Origin of the sequence: Tropicibacter alexandrii (assembly GCF_003667315.2) — a bacterium.
Lineage (GTDB): Bacteria > Pseudomonadota > Alphaproteobacteria > Rhodobacterales > Rhodobacteraceae > Tropicibacter > Tropicibacter alexandrii.
This window is the reverse complement of the sequence record NZ_RCTZ02000002.1, coordinates 111,988-128,724: the sequence shown is the minus strand read 5'-3', so window position 1 is coordinate 128,724 and position 16,737 is coordinate 111,988. Positions and strand designations below refer to the sequence as shown.

The following is a 16,737-nucleotide window of genomic DNA, read 5'->3' as shown; positions in this document are numbered from 1 at the left end:
CGAAGTCGGGGCGCCCGAAAAGCCCACGCCCCAAGGCTCGCGCAAATGACCGACAACCTGCGCGGGTCGCTGTTCATGATGCTCGCCATGCTCGGTTTCGGGATCGAGGATGCCTTCTTCAAGGCCGCGACCGGGATCGGCCTGTCTCCCGGTCTGGGCACGGTGCAATTCGGCCTGACCGCCATGGCGCTTTACGCCCTCTACGCGCGGCACAAGCGCGTCCCCCTCTGGGACCCGCACTACCTGCGCAAGGGACTGCTGATCCGCACCGGGTTCGAAATCTGCGGGCGGCTCTTCTTTGCCCTGTCCCTCGCCTACACACCGCTCGCCACCACCTCGGCCATCTTGCAAGCCGCCCCGCTGGTGGTCATGGCCGCCGCCGGGCTGATCCTTGGCGAAAAGATCGGCCCGCGCCGTTGGGCGGCCATGGCGGTGGGGTTCGTAGGCGTGCTGCTCATCATCCGCCCCTCGCCGTCGGGGATCGAGGCCAACGCCATCTTCGCCCTCCTTGGCATGATCGGCTTTGCCGGGCGCGATGTTGCCACGCGCACTGCCCCGCCGCATATCCACCCGGCGCAACTGGGGGTTCTGGGCTTTGGCGTCGTCACCGTCGCGGGGCTTGTGATCCTCGCCTTCGAGGGCATCCCCGCCGCCCCAACCGCGCCGCAAGCCCTGCTGATCTGCGGCACCGCCATCGCCGGCGTGATCGGCTACACGGCCCTCACCGCCGCCATGCGCACCGGCGAGGTCTCTGTCGTCGCGCCCTTCCGCTATTCACGCCTGCTGGTCGCGCTGATCCTTGCCTATACCGTCTTTGGCGAACGCCCCGATGCCATGACGCTGGCGGGGGCTGCGCTGATCGTCGGCTCGGGCACCTATTCGCTCTGGCGCGACGGACGGGCCCGCCGCGAATCCTCTGGCAATTAAGCCGGTTTTGCCGTAAGCCACCGGCTTCGCAACACGGATACACACGCCCAAATGACCACACGCGCCGGTTTCATCGCCCTGATCGGAGAGCCCAACGCAGGCAAATCCACCCTCACCAACCGCATGGTGGGGGCCAAGGTCTCGATCGTCACGCACAAGGTCCAGACCACCCGCGCCCGCATTCGCGGCGTCGCGATGGAGGGCGACAGCCAGCTGGTCTTCGTCGACACGCCGGGCCTGTTCAAACCGAAACGCAGGCTGGATCGCGCCATGGTCGCCGCCGCGTGGGGCGGGGCGGCGGATGCCGATGTGATCGTCCTGCTGGTCGAGGCGCATCGCGGCATCACCGAAGGCGTGGAGCGTATTCTCGAAGGCCTGTCGGAACTGCCGCAGGGCCGCAAGATCGCCTTGGCGATCAACAAGATCGACCGCGTCGACGTGCCCGTCCTGCTGACACTGACCAAGGATCTGAACGACCGCTTCCCCTTCGTGAAGACCTTCATGATCTCGGCGGAAAAGGGCAAGGGCGTCGACGACCTGCGCCACTGGCTGGCGGGCGAGATGCCCGAAAGCCCATGGCTCTACCCCGAGGACCAGATCGCCGACCTGCCGCTGCGCATGATCGCCGCCGAGATGACCCGCGAGAAACTGACCCTGCGCCTGCATCAGGAATTGCCCTACCAGCTGACGGTCGAGACCGAGACCTGGGAAGAGCGCAAGGATGGCAGCGCCCGGATCGACCAGATGATCTATGTCGCGCGCGACGGCCACAAGGGCATCATCCTTGGCAAGAAGGGCGAGACGATCAAGGCCGTGTCCAAGGCGGCGCGCGAGGAACTGTCGGAATTCCTTGGTCGCAAGGTCCACCTGTTCCTGCAAGTCAAGGTGCGCGAGAACTGGCTGGAAGAGGCCGAGCGCTATTCCGAGATGGGTCTGGACTTCCGTGATGGCAACGCGTGACGGGGCCGCTGGCGCAAGGCCCTTCGAAGGGCCTTGCAAGCGCGTTCGAACGCGCTTGACCCGCCCATGACCGAGCCGCGCCTGAAAACCCGGATCTGGGTCGATGCCTACCTGACCCGCCTGCGCCTGAACGACATCCCGGCCTTCGTGGTGGCGCATGGCGACGATGACGCGGGCGCGGTGCTGGTCAAATGCGCCACGCTTGACGGGCAGGCACGGGCCTTTGCCCGCAGCTTCGACCTGATGACCGGGGATCGCACATGGACCGTCCTCGCGGACGGGGCAGAGCCCGAGGTGGACGCGGCGATCAGCCGCCAGCGCGGCTTTGACCCGGATCTCTGGGTGATCGAGGTCGAGGATCGGCAGGGCCGTCACCTGCTGGACGAACCCGGTCTCGACTGAGCGCCCGTCCCAGCGCGACAACGCACAGCCCCGCCAGCCAGAACACAAGCCCCAGAAGACCGATCCACATCCTCACTTTGGGCCAGCCGATCAGCGGCGGGTCGATGAAGAAATACGGGTGCCGCCCGTCGATCTCGCCCCGGATGAGCGCGTAGCCCATATACAGGCCCGGCCAGCCTAGCCACATCGCCGCGTGTCGCCACGCCAGCCCGGCCTTGGGCGCGAACACGCCCCACCACAGCACCAGCGCCAGCGGGATCGCCGTGTGCAAGCCCTGATCGGTCCACCAGCGCAGGCCGGTATAGTCGCGCGCCAGCAGCGTGTGATAGACCACGGCCACGATCGCCATCCACAAGGTCAGCCCGGTCACCCAGACGGACGAGATACGCCCGCCCAACGCGATCCACGTCGCGGTCAGCGCGGTGAGCGTGTTGGTCAGAAAGGTGAAGTAGCGCCCCGTGCGCCACAATTCCTGCCACAGCGTCCAATGCGGGCGGCGGTCCAGACCGATCTGGACATAGTGGTACAGCGTCACCCAAGCGAGACTGGCCAACAGGGCGGCGAAGAGACGGGCAGGTTTGGACATGCCGTCAAATTGCCCATCTCCACCGACCCGCACAAGGCCTTGCGCCCTCACGTTTTGCGGATCAATTTGCCGCCATGGATTGGCGCGACACCGGCATCTTGCTGAACACCCGAAAACATGGCGAGACCTCGCTGATCATCGAGGTCTTTACCCCCGAACACGGGCGCCATGCGGGCGTCGTGCGGGGCGGGACCTCGCGCAAGCTGGCCCCGCATCTGCAACCGGGCGCGCAGCTTGACCTGCACTGGCGGGCGCGGCTGGAGGACCATCTGGGCAGCTTCACCGCCGAGCCGCAGCGCTCCCGTGCGGCGGCGGCGATGGGGGACCGGCTGGCGCTGGCGGGGCTGAACGCGGTCACCGCGCTGTTGTCCTTCACCCTGCCCGACCGCGAACCGCACCCAGCGCTGTACAAGCGCTCGGAGCAATTGCTCGACCTGTTGCCGCAGATCGCACTGTGGCCGTTGGCCTATCTGCGCTGGGAACTGGCGCTGCTCGACGAGATGGGCTTTGGCCTCGATCTGACCCGCTGCGCCGTCACCGGTGCGACCGAGGATCTGGCCTATGTCTCGCCCAAGACGGGTCGCGCGGTGACCCGCGCGGGCGCTGGCATCTGGGCGGACAAGCTGCTTCCCCTGCCCCCGGTCCTGCTGGGCCATGACCCGGCGGACAACCCCGACATCGCCGAGGCGCTGCGCACCACCGGGCATTTCCTGTCACACCACCTTGCGCCCAGCCTCGGCGACCGCCCCCTGCCGCCGGCGCGCGGACAATTCATCGACAGATTGGCGCGGCCTGCGGCGGGATAGCGCGGCCCGCGCGTATAAGCAGGAAAACGCCGCATCTTCCCCCGCCCCGCGATCCACGCTACGTAGACACCAATGAAATGGACCTTGCCAAATATCCTCACTGTCCTGCGCCTGCTGGCAGCCCCCGGCGTCGCGGTGATGTTCCTGTATTTCTCGCGGCCCTTCGCGGACTGGCTGGCGCTGTCGCTGTTCGTCCTTGCCGCCGTCACCGACTGGTTCGACGGGCATCTGGCGCGTAGCTGGAAGCAGGTGACCAAGCTGGGCACCATGCTGGACCCGATCGCCGACAAGGCGATGGTGGTGATCGCGCTGATGGTCATCGTCGGCTATTCGTCGATGTCGCCTTGGCTGGTGCTGCCCGCCACGGTGATCCTGTTCCGCGAGGTGTTCGTCTCGGGCCTTCGGGAATATCTCGGCGACACTGCCGGAACGCTGAAGGTCACGAAGCTTGCCAAGTGGAAGACCACCGCGCAGATGGTCGCCATCGCCGTCCTGTTCTCGCAAGGCGTGTTCGAGCATTACCTCGGCATGTCGGTCTTCGGCATGGACGACGCGATGATCAACGCCATCCTGACCGGGATCGAGGATGATCACCTTGGCCTTGGCTGGAAGTATCAGGGCATGATCTGGACCGGGCGCATCGGGCTGATCCTGCTGTGGATCGCCGCGGCGCTGACGCTGATGACGGGGTGGGATTACTTCCGCAAGGCCCTGCCCTTCCTGAAGGAGGATCGCTGATGGATGTGCTCTATTTCGCATGGGTGCGCGAACGGATCGGCCAACCGAAAGAGCGGATCGAGACGACCGCCACCACCGTCGCCGAACTGGTCCAGGAACTGCGCGCGCGCGAGGATCGCTATGCCGCCGCCTTTGCCGATCTGTCGGCGCTGCGGGTGGCCGTCGATCAAGACTTGACGGATTTCGATGCGTCGATCACCGGCGCGCGTGAGGTCGCGTTCTTTCCGCCGATGACCGGGGGCTGAGATGCGTGTCGTCGTCCAGCAGGAGCCGTTCGACTATGGCGCCGAGGCCGCCGGTTTTGCCGATGGCCGCCATGACATGGGCGCTGTCGTGACATTTACCGGCGTCGTGCGCGACGTCGCGGGCGGGCTGTCGACCATGGAGATCGAGCATTACCCCGGCATGACCGAGCGCGCGCTGGAAAAGATCGCGCAGGAGGCCGTGGACCGCTGGTCTTTGGGGGATGTGCTGGTGATCCATCGCTTTGGCCCGATGGGTCCGGGGGAAAAGATCATGATGGTCGCAACCGCCGCGCGCCACCGCAAGGATGCCTTCGAGGCGGCGGAATACCTGATGGATTACCTCAAATCCCGCGCGCCCTTCTGGAAGAAGGAACATGCCGGGGGCGACGCGTCTTGGGTTGCGGCGCGGGATGAGGACGAGGACGCGCTTACGCGCTGGTGAACAGTCCGACGAGTTCGATGCTCTCGGGGGTGGCCGGAACGTCGGGCTGCACCAGATGTGCCACCGCAACGCCATCGGCAAGGATCACCTGATCGCCATCTTCCAGCGTGCGCACCACGACGATCGGCGGCACGGCACCGGTGCTGGCATCGTAGCTGACCGTCAGATAATCGTTCTCGCCGAATCCGGTGATCGGTGTCAGGTAATTGGTGAACATGAGGCGCTCCCTCGACGTGGCATGCTTTGGGTTTGCAGGTCGATTGCGGCATAATTTCAGCAACAATCCGGGAAAAATTGCGGCTTTGTCGATATTAACCAGCCCTTTGCGGCACCTCCCGGAGTTTGGTAAAGGTTTCTGACCAGCAACAGGAGCCGCCATGCCGTTTCAGAAGGTCCAGCCGGAAAAGCTTGCCAGCGCGGTGGTCAACCAGATCGAACTGCTCATCCTGCGCGGCATCCTGCGACCCGGCGAACGGCTGCCCTCCGAGCGGGAGTTGTCCGAGCGTCTGGGCGTGTCTCGTCCCAGCTTGCGCGAGGCGGTGTCCGAGTTGCAAAAGCGCGGCCTGCTGGAGGCGCGCGCCAGTGCCGGGATCTATGTGACCGACGTGCTGGGATCGGCCTTTTCCGACGCGCTGATCCAGCTGTTCGCGAACCATGATGAGGCGGTCTTTGACTACTTGTCGTTTCGCCGCGACATGGAAGGCCTCGCTGCCGAGCGCGCCGCGCAACATGGGACAGAGACGGATTTGCGCGTGATCTCGGAGATTTACGCCAAGATGGAGTCCGCCCATGGCAAGCGCAACCCGGCGGACGAGGCACGGCTGGACGCGGATTTCCATCTGGCCATCATCGAGGCCAGCCACAACGTCATCATGCTGCACATGATGCGGTCGATGTATCAGTTGCTCCGCGAGGGCGTGTTCTACAACCGGCAGATTATGTTCAAGCAGCGCACCACGCGCGAGGCGCTTCTGGCGCAACACAAAGACATTAACGACGCGCTTCAGGCCCGCGATCCGGCAGCGGCGCGGGCCGCTGTCGAAAGGCATCTGAGCTATGTCGAAGAGGCGTTGCAGGCCGACCGGCGAAGCGAGGCCAACGAGGCCATCGCGCGCCAACGTCTTCAGCGTGAAATGGATCGGTGAGGTGCGGGCCAAACCGACGTGCGGGTGAGCCGCGCATCGAAAGGGCCGCGGTCTGTCGATGCAAACCGATGATCCTCTTGATTTATCCCTGCCAAGTCCGGGAAAGCCCGACACGTTGCGCCAGCGTCGACAAATCGACAGGCCGTGGGGGCGGCCCGTCGATGCGCGGCGGCTTCGCCTTGATTCCGCGCCGGGGCCCTGTCCCCTAGGCCCGCAGACCTGACCTGTGCAGTCCCCTCAAACAAAAAACCCCCGGCCCTTGCGGTGCCGGGGGGTCGTGTCCGGATCGGGGGGAAGGAGACCCCGATCCGAGGGAGAGCGACTTAGCCCTTGGAGAACTCGGGGTAGGCTTCCATCCCCAGTTCCGCCATGTCGAGGCCGTTGATCTCGTCTTCTTCCGAGACCCGGATGCCCATGGTCATGCTCAGGATGAACCAGACCACGCCCGAGGCGACCACGGTGTAGATGCCGACCACGACGATGCCGTACAGCTGCGCGCCGATGGATGCGTCACCGTTGGACAGGACCACGGCGATGGTGCCCCAGATGCCCGCCATCAGGTGGACCGGGATCGCACCGACCACGTCGTCGATCTTGAGCTTGTCCAGCATCGGGACTGCGAAGACCACGATCACGCCGCCGATCATGCCGATGACGGTCGCCAGACCCAAGGACGGGGTCAGCGGCTCGGCGGTGATCGAAACCAGACCGGCCAGTGCGCCGTTCAGGATCATCGTCAGGTCGGGCTTCTTGTACATCAGCTGGGTCAGGATCAGGGCTGCGACGGCACCCCCTGCGGCGGCTGCGTTGGTGTTGGCAAAGATGCGCGACACGTCGGCAACGTCACCCACAGTGCCCATGGCAAGCTGCGAACCACCGTTGAAGCCGAACCAGCCGAGCCACAGGATGAACGTGCCAAGCGTTGCGAGGGCAAGGTTGGAACCGGGCATCGGGATGACGCGGCCGTCCTTGTACTTGCCGATACGCGGGCCGAGGATCAGCGCGCCGGTCAGAGCCGCCCAGCCACCAACCGAGTGCACGACGGTCGAGCCAGCGAAATCGAGGAAGCCTGCTTCGTCCAGGAAACCGCCGCCCCACTTCCACGACGCCTGCAGCGGGTAGATGATGGAGGTCAGGATCACGGTGAAGATCAGGAAGGGCCACAGCTTGATGCGCTCGGCGAGCGTACCGGACACGATCGACGCGGTGGCGGCACAGAACATCAGCTGGAAGAAGAAGTCGGAGCCGGTGGAGGCATAGCCGATATCGTCCGCATCGGCCGGCGACACGCCCACCGCTTCCAGAACGCCCGGACCCCAGACGCCGGACAGGACGCCTTCGACCGACCATGTGCCCAGCGGGTACATCAGGTTGTAGCCGATCAGGTAGTAGAAGATCGACGCCAGCGAGAACAGCGCGACGTTCTTGGTCAGCTGCATGGTGACGTTCTTGCCGCGCACGAGGCCCGCTTCGAGCATCGCAAAGCCCGCAGCCATCCAGAACACAAGGAAGCCGCCCATCAGGAACAGCACCGAGGTCATGATGAACGGGAAGGTGTCGACGGGCGCTTCGGCGGCGGCCTCTGCGGCCTCCTGCGCAAAGCCCAGTGTCGGCAGAGCCAGCAGCGCAGCTGCGGATACCAGAGTCTTGGTCAGTTTCATGGTCATTTTCCTAAAGGTTCCCCCTCGGTCGCGTCAGAGCGCGTCTGCGTCGGTTTCGCCGGTGCGCACGCGCACGGCTTGGCTTACGTCCAGCACGAAGATCTTGCCGTCGCCGATCTTGCCGGTCTGGGCGGTCGACTTGATGGTTTCGACCACCTGATCGGCCATCGCGGACGAGACCACGATCTCGAGCTTGATTTTCGGCACGAAGTTCACGGCATATTCCGCGCCACGATAGATTTCGGTATGGCCGGATTGAGAGCCGAAGCCCTTGATTTCCGTGACCATCATGCCGCGTACCCCGATCCCGGTGAGCGCCTCGCGCACCTCTTCGAGTTTGAACGGCTTGATCGTTGCAATGATCAGTTTCACCTTGGTCCCCTTGTCGTCATGGCGAGGCTGGCCCCGCGGTCTTGCACCTGCAGCAAAACGGCTTGAGGCCTGCGATTTGAAGGGAATTGGGCGAAAAACCGGGCAATTTCCGAGGTCGTGCGCCTAATTTTTGCGCACATGCGCCATTGCGCACAAAATTTAGTCAGAACAAAAACGCTCATTGCGTTCGCAGGTGGTCAACATTCGCGCCCTGAATGACTATGTTCACCGGCAAAAGGCGCAAAAGACGGGCAGAGTCATGAGTTCTTCAGGAAAAGGCGGCAAGCGGCTGGTCGCGGATCGACGGTATCCGCGCAAAGCCGAATCGACCCCGCGCAAGGCGGCGCCCCGGCGCAAGCCCGCGCCCCGCGCCCGCAAGCCGCGCGGCCCGATCCGGCGCGTGCTGGGCTGGGTGCTGTGGCCGTTCTTGCTGCTGTGGCGGCTGGTCTGGCGGGCCACGGTGTTCGCGACCGTCGTTCTGGCGCTGATCATCGGCGCGGCCGTGTTCTATACCGGCACGACGATTCCGCCGGTCGACCAGATCACCGATGGGCGCGCGCGCGGTTCTGTCACCTTGATGGACCGCTACGGCGACGTGTTTGCGCTGCGCGGCGATCAATATGGCGGCGCGGTCACCGCCGATACCGTGTCCGAACACCTGAAGAACGCCGTGGTCGCCACCGAGGACAAGCGGTTCTACCGGCATCTGGGCGTCAGCCCGCGTGGCGTGGCGGGCGCGATCCGCATCAACCTGTCCGAGGGGCGCGGGCCACTATCGGGCCATGGCGGCTCGACCATCACGCAGCAGACCGCGAAACTGATGTGCCTCGGCGAGGATTACGACCCCGGAAAATGGCAGTCGGAAGCCGAATACATCGCCGATTGCCGCGAATCCTCGATGCGGCGGAAGATCACCGAGGCGATCTATGCGCTGGCGATGGAAACGAAATACACCAAGGACGAAATCCTCAGAATCTACCTCAACCGCGCCTATATGGGCAGCGGCGCCTACGGCGTGGCCGCCGCGGCGGAACGCTATTTCGGCAAGTCGGCAGCGGCGCTGAACCCGGCAGAATCGGCCATGTTGGCGGGGCTATTGACGGCGCCCTCGTCGCTGGCTCCCACCGCGAACCTGAAACGCTCGCAGGATCGCGCGGCGACGGTGCTGCGGCTGATGAATGAACAGGGCTACCTGACCAACGAGGAAACCGCCTATTGGCAGGCCAATCCCGCGACCCTCGCCGAAGGGTCCGAACGGTTGCGCGGCGGGTATTTCGCCGACTGGGTGATGCAATCGGGGCCGGAATTCTACACCCGCGACACGACCGAGGACGTGGTGATCGAAACCACGCTGGACCCGGCAATACAGGCCGCCACGGCGGCGGCGGTGCGACAGGTCTTTTCCGAGAAGGTCCGCGAGGGGTCGAAGGCACAGGTGGCGGTCATCGTCATGAGCTCGGACGGGGCGGTGCGCGCCATGGTCGGCGGGCGCGACGTGGATGCCTCGGGCGAATGGAACCGCGCGGTGCAGGCGGTGCGCCAGACCGGCAGCGCGTTCAAGCCCTTCGTCTATGCCACGGCGCTGGAACTGGGCTGGTCGCCGCTCGACACGGTGGTGGATGAGCCCTTCTGCATGACCATCCCCGGTTCGGGCCAATGGTGCCCCGAGAACTACTCGCGCCAGCATTACGGGCGCGTCACCCTGACCGAGGCGCTGAAACGCTCGCTCAACATCCCGGCGGTGAAGGTCTCCGAAGGGGTGGGACGCGATCTGGTGATGCGCGTGGCGCGCGATTTCGGCATCTATCGCGACCTCAAGGACACGCCCTCGCTGGCACTGGGGGTGTCCGAGGCGAACCTGCTGGAGATGACGGGCGCCTATGCGGGCATCCTGAACGGCGGCTCGTCGGTCACGCCCTACGGGCTGCGCGAATTGCGCCTGAAGGGCGACAGCGAGCCGCTGATGGGCACGCCGGGCGGCATGGGCGAGCGGGTGATCCGCCCCGAGGCAGCAGGCCAGCTGGTCTGGATGATGGAGAAGGTGGTGTCCGAGGGCACAGGCGGTCGTGCGCGGCTGTCCGACCGCCCGGCGGCGGGCAAGACCGGCACCAGCAACGAGGCGCGCGATGCGTGGTTCGTGGGCTTCACGGCGGATTACGTGGCCGGGGTCTGGATGGGATATGACGACAACACGCCGCTGACCGGGGTGACCGGCAGCGGGCTGCCCGCCGAGATCTGGCACGAAGTGATGGCGCGGGTGCATGAGGGCCTGCCGGTGCGCGCCCTGCCCAGCATCGAACCCGCGCCCCCGGTCCGCGCGCCCGAGCCCGAGCCGCAACCGCAGGCTCCGCTGACAGGCGGGCGCGAGCGCGTCGGCGAAGGGGTGTTGCAGCAGGTGTTGCGGGATATCTTCGGGGGGAATTAAGGTAGGATGGGGTGAAGGCCGGTCCGCGCCTTGCGCGTCGAGCCGTCCGGGGGACGGATCGAGGCCTGAACGGGCGGAGCCCCGGGAAAATGCCATCCTACTTTCAGGACCACGCGGGAGATTAGGGTAGGATGGGTGATCACCCATCCTACTTTAGGGATCACGACGCGCTGCGCAGGTCCGCGATGAGCGCGTCGATATCGCCCCGGCGGCGATCCAGCATGGCGCCGATTTCCGTCCGCTCGGTGAGCAGCATGTTCACGCCTTCGATGTACATGTTGTAGAACTTGTTGTTGTCGCTGACGTGGAAATTCACCTCGAACGGGGCTTCGCCCTTGAGATAGGCGATGGTCGACACGTCGTAGAAGTTCCGGTTGCGCGACACGCCCTGCACTTCGAGCCGCCCGCCGATGAATTCACGGAACCGCTTGCCATACTTGCGCGAGATATAGCCGGTAAAGGCATCCGTGAATGCCTTCTTCTGGGCGTTGGTTGCGCGCCGCCCGTCCACGCCCATCGCGTAGGCCGCGATTGCGCGCGTATCGGCGTATTTCTTGAAGATGCGTTCGAAATCGCCATACATCGCGCGCTCGGACTTGCCCGAGGCGATCACGCGGTTGATCTCGTTCACGAGGTTGCCGACCATGCCGCTGGCCTGCGCTTCGGTCAGGGCGAGAGCCGGGCCCGCGATCAGGAGGGCCGCTCCGGTGGTCAGAAGGCTGCGTCTGGTCCAGTCCATGTCAAAATCCAGTCGTATCAATTTCTGTCGGGTCGATGACGTCTGCCGCAGGCGCTTCTTCGCCCAGTTCGAACCGGCGGTTTTGCAGATAGATCAGCCGCAATTGGGCGTAGCTGTCCGCGCTGTCGTAAAGCACGCCGTCCACGGTGGCGGCGTATTGCCCACGGCTGCCCACCTTGTCGAGCAGGACGAAGGCCGTCTTGGTGCGCCGTTGCGGCACCGTCAGGACCCGGTCCAATGGGTTGGTGAACAGATCGACAACGCGCCCGACTGCATCGCGTTCCGTCGAAGGGCCAACAATTGGCAGCACGAGGTAGCCGCCTTCGGGCACGCCCCATGCGGCCAGCGTCGCGCCAAAGTCGCTTTCGTCCTTGGGCAGGCCCGCCTCGGTGGCGGGGTCGAACATGCCGCCAAAGCCCAGCGTGGCGTTGATGGTAAAGCGCAGCGTGTTGCGCGACGCATCGACCAATCGGCCCTGAAGCAGTTGGTTCACCACCGTCGCGGGCAGCGAGACCGCATCGGCCACGTTGGTCACGACCATCTGCACGTCTTCGGGCACCTTGTCGGCATAGCCGCCGCCCGTGCCGCGCAGCAGCTTTTCGTCGATGCGGGTGTTGAAGGCATGCACCTTGCGGTTGGCGGTCTCGTTCGGGTCCCAAATCCCGTCGGGCGCCTGCCCGGGGCCCGGCACAGAGCACGCCCCCGCAAGCACGAGGATCGCAATGGCAAAAAATGCACGGAAGCCAGACATTTCGCGCGGACCTTTCAATCTTTCCTTGGGAGAGCGGCAGCAATTCCCTAAAAGACAATGTAAAAGTAACCGGGCCGAAACCCAATGGAAAGGGCCGGTTTACCCGACCGTGTGACACAATGGCGACATGGCCGGACCGGGCTTCGGGACAAGAATGGAACGGACAGGCAGGACAGGCGCATGAGCAAGACCCCGACGGACAAAGGCCTGGAGGAACTGCGCGCCGTGCGTCGCAGAAGCCGACCCTATTTCTGGTTCGTCGCGATCTTCAGCTTTTTCGTCAACCTGCTGATGCTGACCGGGCCGCTTTACATGATGCAGGTCTATGACCGGGTGCTTGGGTCGCGCTCCATCGCGACGCTGGTGGCGCTGTCGGTGCTGGTGGTGTTCCTCTACTCGATGATGGGCATTCTCGACTATGTGCGCGGGCGCGTGATGGCGCGGGTCGCGGCGCGGTTTCAGGCCTCGCTCGATCTGCGGGTCTTCGACGCGGTGGTGCGGCGCTCGGCGGTGATGCCCGACGAAATCGCCCAGACCGGATTGCGCGACCTCGAATCCGTGCAGCGCCTGCTGGCCTCGCCGGTTCTGATGGCGATGTTCGACATGCCGTGGTCGCCGGTCTTCATCATCGGGATCATGATCTTTCACCCGTGGCTGGGCTATCTGGCGCTGGCGGGGGGCGTCCTGCTGATCGGCGTGACGGTGATCAACCAGCGCATGTCGCGCGAACCGACGCTGAAATCCAACATGGCCGTCGTGCAATCCGAACGCACGGCCGAGCAGATCCGGCAGGAGGCCGAGATGGTGCAGGCGCTTGGCATGCGCCGCGATGCCTTCACCCGCTGGATGAAGGCCCGTTCGCAAAGCCTTGGCGGACAGATCGCCACCGCCGACCTGACCGGCACCTTCTCGACCATCACCAAGACGATCCGATTGATGCTGCAATCGGCGATGCTGGGCCTTGGCGCGCTGCTCGTGCTGCGGGGCGAACTGACGCCCGGCGCGATGATCGCCGGGTCGATCCTCATGGGGCGCGCGCTGGCGCCGGTCGAACTGGCCATCGGCCAGTGGCCGTTGGTGGAACGCGCCCGCAAGGGCTGGGACAACCTCGTCCGGCTGCTTTCGGAAATCCCGGTCGAACCGCCGCGCACCCAACTGCCGAAACCGCAGGCCAAGCTGGAGGTGCAGCAACTGACGGTGGTGCCGCCGGGGGAACAGCAGGCGGCGCTGCGGCTGATCTCGTTCACCTTGCTGCCGGGGCAGGCCTGTGGCGTGATCGGGCCGTCCGGCTCGGGCAAGTCGACGCTGGCCCGCGCCCTGACCGGCATCTGGCGGCCCGCCGGTGGCAAGATCCGGCTCGACGGTGCCTCGATCGACCAATATGGGCCGGACGTTCTGGGCAGCCATATCGGCTACCTGCCGCAGCGCGTAACCCTGTTCGACGGCACGATTGCCGAGAACATCGCCCGACTGTCGCCGCAACCGGATGCCGAGAAGGTCGTCGAGGCGGCCCGGCAGGCCGATGCGCATGACATGATCCTGAAGCTGCCGCAGGGCTATGACACGCAGGTTTCGGCGGCGGGCGGGCGTCTGTCGGGCGGGCAGATGCAGCGCATCGGGCTGGCCCGCGCGATGTATGGCGACCCGGTGATCCTCGTGCTGGACGAGCCGAACTCGAACCTCGACAACGAGGGATCGGAGGCGGTGAACAAGGCCATTCGCGGCTTCAAGGAACGCGGGCGCACAGTGCTGATCATGGCGCACCGCCCCGCCGCCATCAAGGAATGTGATACCCTGCTGATGATCGAGAACGGCCAGCGCGCCGCCTTTGGACCCAAGGAAGAGGTGCTGCAGAAGATGGTCAAGAACCACCAGCAGATCACCCGAAACGCCGGCCCGGGAGGCGTGCGATGAGCGTCGAAAGCGACTTCCCCCTGCGTCGCCTGATGATCCTCGGGATCTTCGGGCTGGCCCTGCTGGTTGGCGGCTTCGGCACTTGGGCGGTGACCACCCAGATCTCGGGCGCGATCGTGGCCAGTGGCCAGATCGAGGTCGACCGCAATCGCCAGATCGTCCAGCACCCCGATGGCGGGGTCGTGGCCGAGATCCTCGTGGACGAGGGCGACACCGTGGCCGAGGGCGACGTACTGATCCGGCTGGACCCGACGCTTCTGCAATCGGAACTGACCATCGTCGAAGGCCAGTATTTCGAGATGCTGGCCCGCCGCGCGCGGCTGGAGGCCGAACGCGACGAGGTCCCCGATCTTGCATTTTCCGATGCGTTGATGGACCGCGCCGCCGAGGACCCGGAGGTTGCCGACCTTGTCGGGGGCCAGCGCAACCTGTTCACCGCCCGCAACGACAGCATCAACCGCGAGATCGAGCAGTTGGACAAGCGCCGCGACCAGATCGCCGACCAGATCAAGGGGATCGAGGCGCAGCAGGTTGCGCTGAACAGCCAGCTCGATCTGATCCGCGACGAACTGGCCGACAAGGATGACCTGTTGCGCCGGCAACTGGTCCGGGTGGCCGAGGTGCTGGCCCTGCGCCGCGAAGAGGCGCGCCTGTCGGGCACGGTGGGCGAACTGACCGCCACCAAGGCGCAGGCCGAGGGCCGCATCACGGAGATCGACATCCAGATCCTCGGCCTTCAGACCAAGCGCCGCGAAGAGGCGATCAGCCAGTTGCGCGACCTGCAATACCGCGAACGCGAACTGGCCGAGAAACGCCGCGCCCTGCACGAGCGCCTGTCCCGGATGGAGATCACCGCCCCGGTCTCGGGGGTGATCTACGGGCTGCAGGTCTCGACCCCGCGCTCGGTGATCCGCCCGGCCGACCCGGTGATGTACCTCGTGCCGCAGGACCGGCCGCTGGTGATCATCGCGCAGGTCGAGCCGATCCATATCGACCGGCTGTTCGTCAATCAGGACGTGCATCTGCGGTTTTCCTCGCTGGACCAGCGCCGGACGCCCGAACTGTTCGGTCACGTGGTGCAGATCTCCGCCGATGCGTTTCAGGACGAGGCCAGCCGCCTGCGCTACTACCGCGCTGAAATCGTGCTGGACGAGGGCGAAATCGACCGCTTGCCCGAAGGCGCCGCGCTGATCCCCGGCATGCCGGTCGAGGCGTTCATCCGCACCGATGACCGCACCCCGCTGGCCTACCTGCTGAAACCCTTCACCGACTACTTCGCCAAGGCGTTCCGCGAAAGCTGAGCACGGGTAGGATGGGTGATCACCCATCCTACTTCAGATTGGCTCTTTCCCTGACAAAGCCCTGCGCATAGCGTGCCCGCAAACGACAGGAGGACGCCATGACCAACGCCATCGAATCCCGCATCGCCGAGCTGGGCCTGACCCTGCCCGACGCCCCGGCTCCCGCCGCCAATTACGTGCCCTTCGTGATCACGGGCAATCAGGTCTTCGTCTCCGGACAGGTGGCCATGAAGGACGGCACCTTCTGGACCGGCAAGGTCGGCGCGGAGCTGACCACCGAAGAGGGTGCCGAAGCCGCCAAGGCCTGCGCCCTGTCGCTGATCGCGCAAGCCAAGGCCGCCACCGGCGGTGACCTGACGAAAATCGCCCGCGTGGTGAAACTGGTGGGCTTCGTCAATTCGACCCCCGACTTCACCGACCAGCCCAAGGTCATCAACGGCGCGTCCGACCTGATGGTCGCGGTCTTTGGCGAGGCCGGCCGCCACGCGCGCAGCGCCGTCTCGGCGGGGGCCCTGCCCTTCAACGTCGCGGTGGAAGTCGAAGCGATCTTCGAGCTGGCCTGATGCTGCCTGACAGTTTCCTTGCGCGCCCGATCGCCCATCGGGCGCTGCATGACCTCACCAAGGCCCGCCCCGAAAACAGCCGCGCCGCCATCCGCGCCGCGATAAAGGCGGGCTACGGCATAGAAATCGACCTGCAACTCTCAGCCGACGATCAGGCCATGGTCTTTCACGACTACGCCCTGCAACGGCTCACCCCCGAGACCGGCGCGATCCGCCAGTGCAGCGCCGCTGACCTGGCCCGGATCCCGCTCAACCACGGCGACGAGACCATCCCGACGCTGACAGAGATCCTCACCCTCGTCGCGGGCCGCGTGCCCCTGCTGATCGAGATCAAGGATCAGGACGGCCAGATGGGTCCCGATATCGGCCCGCTGGAACAGGCCACCGCCGATGCCTTGGCCGGTTACGACGGCGACGTCGCCCTGATGTCCTTCAACCCGCACAGCATGGCCGAGATGGCGCGCCTGTGCCCTGACCGGCCGCGCGGCCTGACCACTTGCGGCTATCACCCCGACGACTGGCAGGTGCTGAAGCCCGAAACCCGCGACCACCTGCGCCGCATCCCGGATTTCGAGCGCGTGGGCGCCTGTTTCGTCAGCCACAACCATCGCCATCTGCACAGCCCCGCCGTCCAGCGCCTGCATGGCGAGGGCGTCCCGATCCTGTGCTGGACGATCCGCACGCCAGAAGAAGAGGCACAGGCGCGCCGCGTTGCGGATAATGTCACCTTCGAGGGCTACAGCGCTTGAACGCCGCGCCA

19 protein-coding genes are annotated in these 16,737 nt (G+C 65.4%); 13 read left to right on the top strand and 6 right to left on the bottom strand.

Annotated features, from left to right (window positions below):
• Positions 1-45: 45 nt before the first annotated feature.
• The 3 genes from D8Z78_RS03235 to D8Z78_RS03225 all read left to right on the top strand — a co-directional run bounded on the left by D8Z78_RS03235 (position 46) and on the right by D8Z78_RS03225 (position 2,289).
• Positions 46-927 (top strand): DMT family transporter, encoded by an 882-nt coding sequence (locus D8Z78_RS03235; protein WP_121629153.1) that lies wholly within the window; start codon positions 46-48, stop codon positions 925-927.
• Positions 928-978: 51 nt separating this feature from the next.
• Positions 979-1,887: a GTPase Era gene (era, locus tag D8Z78_RS03230; RefSeq protein ID WP_121629154.1), complete on the top strand. Its 909-nt coding sequence runs from the start codon at positions 979-981 to the stop codon at positions 1,885-1,887.
• A gap of 66 nt (positions 1,888-1,953) precedes the next feature.
• Positions 1,954-2,289, top strand: a complete 336-nt coding sequence (locus D8Z78_RS03225) for a DUF1491 family protein (RefSeq protein ID WP_121629288.1) — start codon at positions 1,954-1,956, stop codon at positions 2,287-2,289.
• Here the strand turns inward: D8Z78_RS03225 and D8Z78_RS03220 are convergent.
• A complete protein-coding gene (locus D8Z78_RS03220) occupies positions 2,195-2,875 on the bottom strand; it encodes a Pr6Pr family membrane protein (protein ID WP_206169621.1) in 681 nt (226 codons plus the stop codon). The genes D8Z78_RS03225 and D8Z78_RS03220 overlap by 95 nt on opposite strands.
• A 74-nt stretch (positions 2,876-2,949) precedes the next feature.
• On the opposite strand from D8Z78_RS03220, the gene recO reads away from it, so the two are divergent.
• The 4 genes from recO (at position 2,950) to D8Z78_RS03200 (ending at position 5,106) form a co-directional block, all read left to right on the top strand.
• Complete coding sequence (gene recO, locus D8Z78_RS03215) at positions 2,950-3,681, top strand: DNA repair protein RecO (RefSeq protein ID WP_121629155.1); 732 nt, start codon at positions 2,950-2,952, stop codon at positions 3,679-3,681.
• A gap of 72 nt (positions 3,682-3,753) precedes the next feature.
• The gene (gene pgsA / locus D8Z78_RS03210) at positions 3,754-4,419 is read left to right on the top strand and encodes a CDP-diacylglycerol--glycerol-3-phosphate 3-phosphatidyltransferase (RefSeq protein WP_121629156.1); all 666 of its coding nucleotides are present in this window, start codon (positions 3,754-3,756) and stop codon (positions 4,417-4,419) included.
• Complete coding sequence (gene moaD, locus D8Z78_RS03205) at positions 4,419-4,664, top strand: molybdopterin converting factor subunit 1 (protein ID WP_121629157.1); 246 nt, start codon at positions 4,419-4,421, stop codon at positions 4,662-4,664. The genes pgsA and moaD overlap by 1 nt, the downstream gene beginning before the upstream one ends.
• Before the next feature lies 1 nt (position 4,665).
• Positions 4,666-5,106 (top strand): molybdenum cofactor biosynthesis protein MoaE, encoded by a 441-nt coding sequence (locus D8Z78_RS03200; protein WP_121629158.1) that lies wholly within the window; start codon positions 4,666-4,668, stop codon positions 5,104-5,106.
• Here D8Z78_RS03200 and D8Z78_RS03195 read toward each other — a convergent pair.
• Positions 5,093-5,323 carry a hypothetical protein gene (locus tag D8Z78_RS03195; protein ID WP_121629159.1) on the bottom strand — a complete coding sequence of 77 codons (231 nt, stop codon included), beginning with the start codon at positions 5,321-5,323 and terminating at the stop codon, positions 5,093-5,095. The two genes, D8Z78_RS03200 and D8Z78_RS03195, sit on opposite strands and share 14 nt — an antisense overlap.
• A 160-nt stretch (positions 5,324-5,483) precedes the next feature.
• Here D8Z78_RS03195 and D8Z78_RS03190 point away from each other — a divergent pair, with 160 nt between their 5' ends.
• A complete protein-coding gene (locus D8Z78_RS03190) occupies positions 5,484-6,251 on the top strand; it encodes an FCD domain-containing protein (protein WP_121629160.1) in 768 nt (255 codons plus the stop codon).
• Positions 6,252-6,574: 323 nt separating this feature from the next.
• On the opposite strand, the gene D8Z78_RS03185 is transcribed toward D8Z78_RS03190, so the two are convergent.
• Together D8Z78_RS03185 and D8Z78_RS03180 are read right to left on the bottom strand one after the other, a co-directional pair.
• Positions 6,575-7,912, bottom strand: coding sequence for an ammonium transporter (locus D8Z78_RS03185; protein ID WP_121629161.1), 1,338 nt, complete (start codon positions 7,910-7,912; stop codon positions 6,575-6,577).
• A 33-nt stretch (positions 7,913-7,945) separates the two neighbouring features.
• On the bottom strand, positions 7,946-8,284 hold the full coding sequence (locus D8Z78_RS03180) for a P-II family nitrogen regulator (RefSeq protein ID WP_121629162.1): 339 nt from the start codon (positions 8,282-8,284) through the stop codon (positions 7,946-7,948).
• A gap of 259 nt (positions 8,285-8,543) precedes the next feature.
• On the opposite strand from D8Z78_RS03180, the gene D8Z78_RS03175 reads away from it, so the two are divergent.
• The gene (locus D8Z78_RS03175) at positions 8,544-10,709 is read left to right on the top strand and encodes a transglycosylase domain-containing protein (protein WP_121629163.1); all 2,166 of its coding nucleotides are present in this window, start codon (positions 8,544-8,546) and stop codon (positions 10,707-10,709) included.
• A 160-nt stretch (positions 10,710-10,869) separates the two neighbouring features.
• Here the strand turns inward: D8Z78_RS03175 and D8Z78_RS03170 are convergent, their stop codons facing one another.
• Together D8Z78_RS03170 and D8Z78_RS03165 are read right to left on the bottom strand one after the other, a co-directional pair.
• A complete protein-coding gene (locus tag D8Z78_RS03170; protein WP_121629164.1) occupies positions 10,870-11,448 on the bottom strand; it encodes an MlaC/ttg2D family ABC transporter substrate-binding protein in 579 nt (192 codons plus the stop codon).
• A gap of 1 nt (position 11,449) precedes the next feature.
• A complete protein-coding gene (locus D8Z78_RS03165) occupies positions 11,450-12,199 on the bottom strand; it encodes an MlaA family lipoprotein (RefSeq protein ID WP_121629165.1) in 750 nt (249 codons plus the stop codon).
• 180 nt (positions 12,200-12,379) lie between these two features.
• Here D8Z78_RS03165 and D8Z78_RS03160 point away from each other — a divergent pair, with 180 nt between their 5' ends.
• The 4 genes from D8Z78_RS03160 (at position 12,380) to D8Z78_RS03145 (ending at position 16,726) form a co-directional block, all read left to right on the top strand.
• The gene (locus tag D8Z78_RS03160) at positions 12,380-14,113 is read left to right on the top strand and encodes a type I secretion system permease/ATPase (RefSeq protein WP_121629166.1); all 1,734 of its coding nucleotides are present in this window, start codon (positions 12,380-12,382) and stop codon (positions 14,111-14,113) included.
• Positions 14,110-15,414 (top strand): HlyD family type I secretion periplasmic adaptor subunit, encoded by a 1,305-nt coding sequence (locus D8Z78_RS03155; RefSeq protein ID WP_121629167.1) that lies wholly within the window; start codon positions 14,110-14,112, stop codon positions 15,412-15,414. The genes D8Z78_RS03160 and D8Z78_RS03155 overlap by 4 nt, the downstream gene beginning before the upstream one ends.
• 98 nt (positions 15,415-15,512) lie before the next feature.
• Complete coding sequence (locus tag D8Z78_RS03150) at positions 15,513-15,977, top strand: RidA family protein (RefSeq protein ID WP_121629168.1); 465 nt, start codon at positions 15,513-15,515, stop codon at positions 15,975-15,977.
• Complete coding sequence (locus D8Z78_RS03145; RefSeq protein ID WP_121629169.1) at positions 15,977-16,726, top strand: glycerophosphodiester phosphodiesterase family protein; 750 nt, start codon at positions 15,977-15,979, stop codon at positions 16,724-16,726. Before D8Z78_RS03150 ends, D8Z78_RS03145 begins: the two co-directional genes overlap by 1 nt.
• Positions 16,727-16,737: the final 11 nt, after the last annotated feature.

Bases quoted from the DNA above. Each gene is read 5' to 3' on its own strand.
- D8Z78_RS03225 (WP_121629288.1), top strand. From the start codon at position 1,954: ATGACCGAGCCGCGCCTGAAAACCCGGATCTGGGTCGATGCCTACCTG.
- D8Z78_RS03175 (WP_121629163.1), top strand. From the start codon at position 8,544: ATGAGTTCTTCAGGAAAAGGCGGCAAGCGGCTGGTCGCGGATCGACGG.
- D8Z78_RS03235 (WP_121629153.1), top strand. From the start codon at position 46: ATGACCGACAACCTGCGCGGGTCGCTGTTCATGATGCTCGCCATGCTC.
- D8Z78_RS03150 (WP_121629168.1), top strand. From the start codon at position 15,513: ATGACCAACGCCATCGAATCCCGCATCGCCGAGCTGGGCCTGACCCTG.
- D8Z78_RS03145 (WP_121629169.1), top strand. From the start codon at position 15,977: ATGCTGCCTGACAGTTTCCTTGCGCGCCCGATCGCCCATCGGGCGCTG.
- recO (WP_121629155.1), top strand. From the start codon at position 2,950: ATGGATTGGCGCGACACCGGCATCTTGCTGAACACCCGAAAACATGGC.
- D8Z78_RS03200 (WP_121629158.1), top strand. From the start codon at position 4,666: ATGCGTGTCGTCGTCCAGCAGGAGCCGTTCGACTATGGCGCCGAGGCC.
- D8Z78_RS03165 (WP_121629165.1), bottom strand. From the start codon at position 12,199: ATGTCTGGCTTCCGTGCATTTTTTGCCATTGCGATCCTCGTGCTTGCG.
- era (WP_121629154.1), top strand. From the start codon at position 979: ATGACCACACGCGCCGGTTTCATCGCCCTGATCGGAGAGCCCAACGCA.
- D8Z78_RS03160 (WP_121629166.1), top strand. From the start codon at position 12,380: ATGAGCAAGACCCCGACGGACAAAGGCCTGGAGGAACTGCGCGCCGTG.
- D8Z78_RS03155 (WP_121629167.1), top strand. From the start codon at position 14,110: ATGAGCGTCGAAAGCGACTTCCCCCTGCGTCGCCTGATGATCCTCGGG.
- pgsA (WP_121629156.1), top strand. From the start codon at position 3,754: ATGAAATGGACCTTGCCAAATATCCTCACTGTCCTGCGCCTGCTGGCA.
- D8Z78_RS03220 (WP_206169621.1), bottom strand. From the start codon at position 2,875: ATGTCCAAACCTGCCCGTCTCTTCGCCGCCCTGTTGGCCAGTCTCGCT.
- D8Z78_RS03170 (WP_121629164.1), bottom strand. From the start codon at position 11,448: ATGGACTGGACCAGACGCAGCCTTCTGACCACCGGAGCGGCCCTCCTG.
- D8Z78_RS03185 (WP_121629161.1), bottom strand. From the start codon at position 7,912: ATGAAACTGACCAAGACTCTGGTATCCGCAGCTGCGCTGCTGGCTCTG.
- D8Z78_RS03190 (WP_121629160.1), top strand. From the start codon at position 5,484: ATGCCGTTTCAGAAGGTCCAGCCGGAAAAGCTTGCCAGCGCGGTGGTC.
- moaD (WP_121629157.1), top strand. From the start codon at position 4,419: ATGGATGTGCTCTATTTCGCATGGGTGCGCGAACGGATCGGCCAACCG.
- D8Z78_RS03195 (WP_121629159.1), bottom strand. From the start codon at position 5,323: ATGTTCACCAATTACCTGACACCGATCACCGGATTCGGCGAGAACGAT.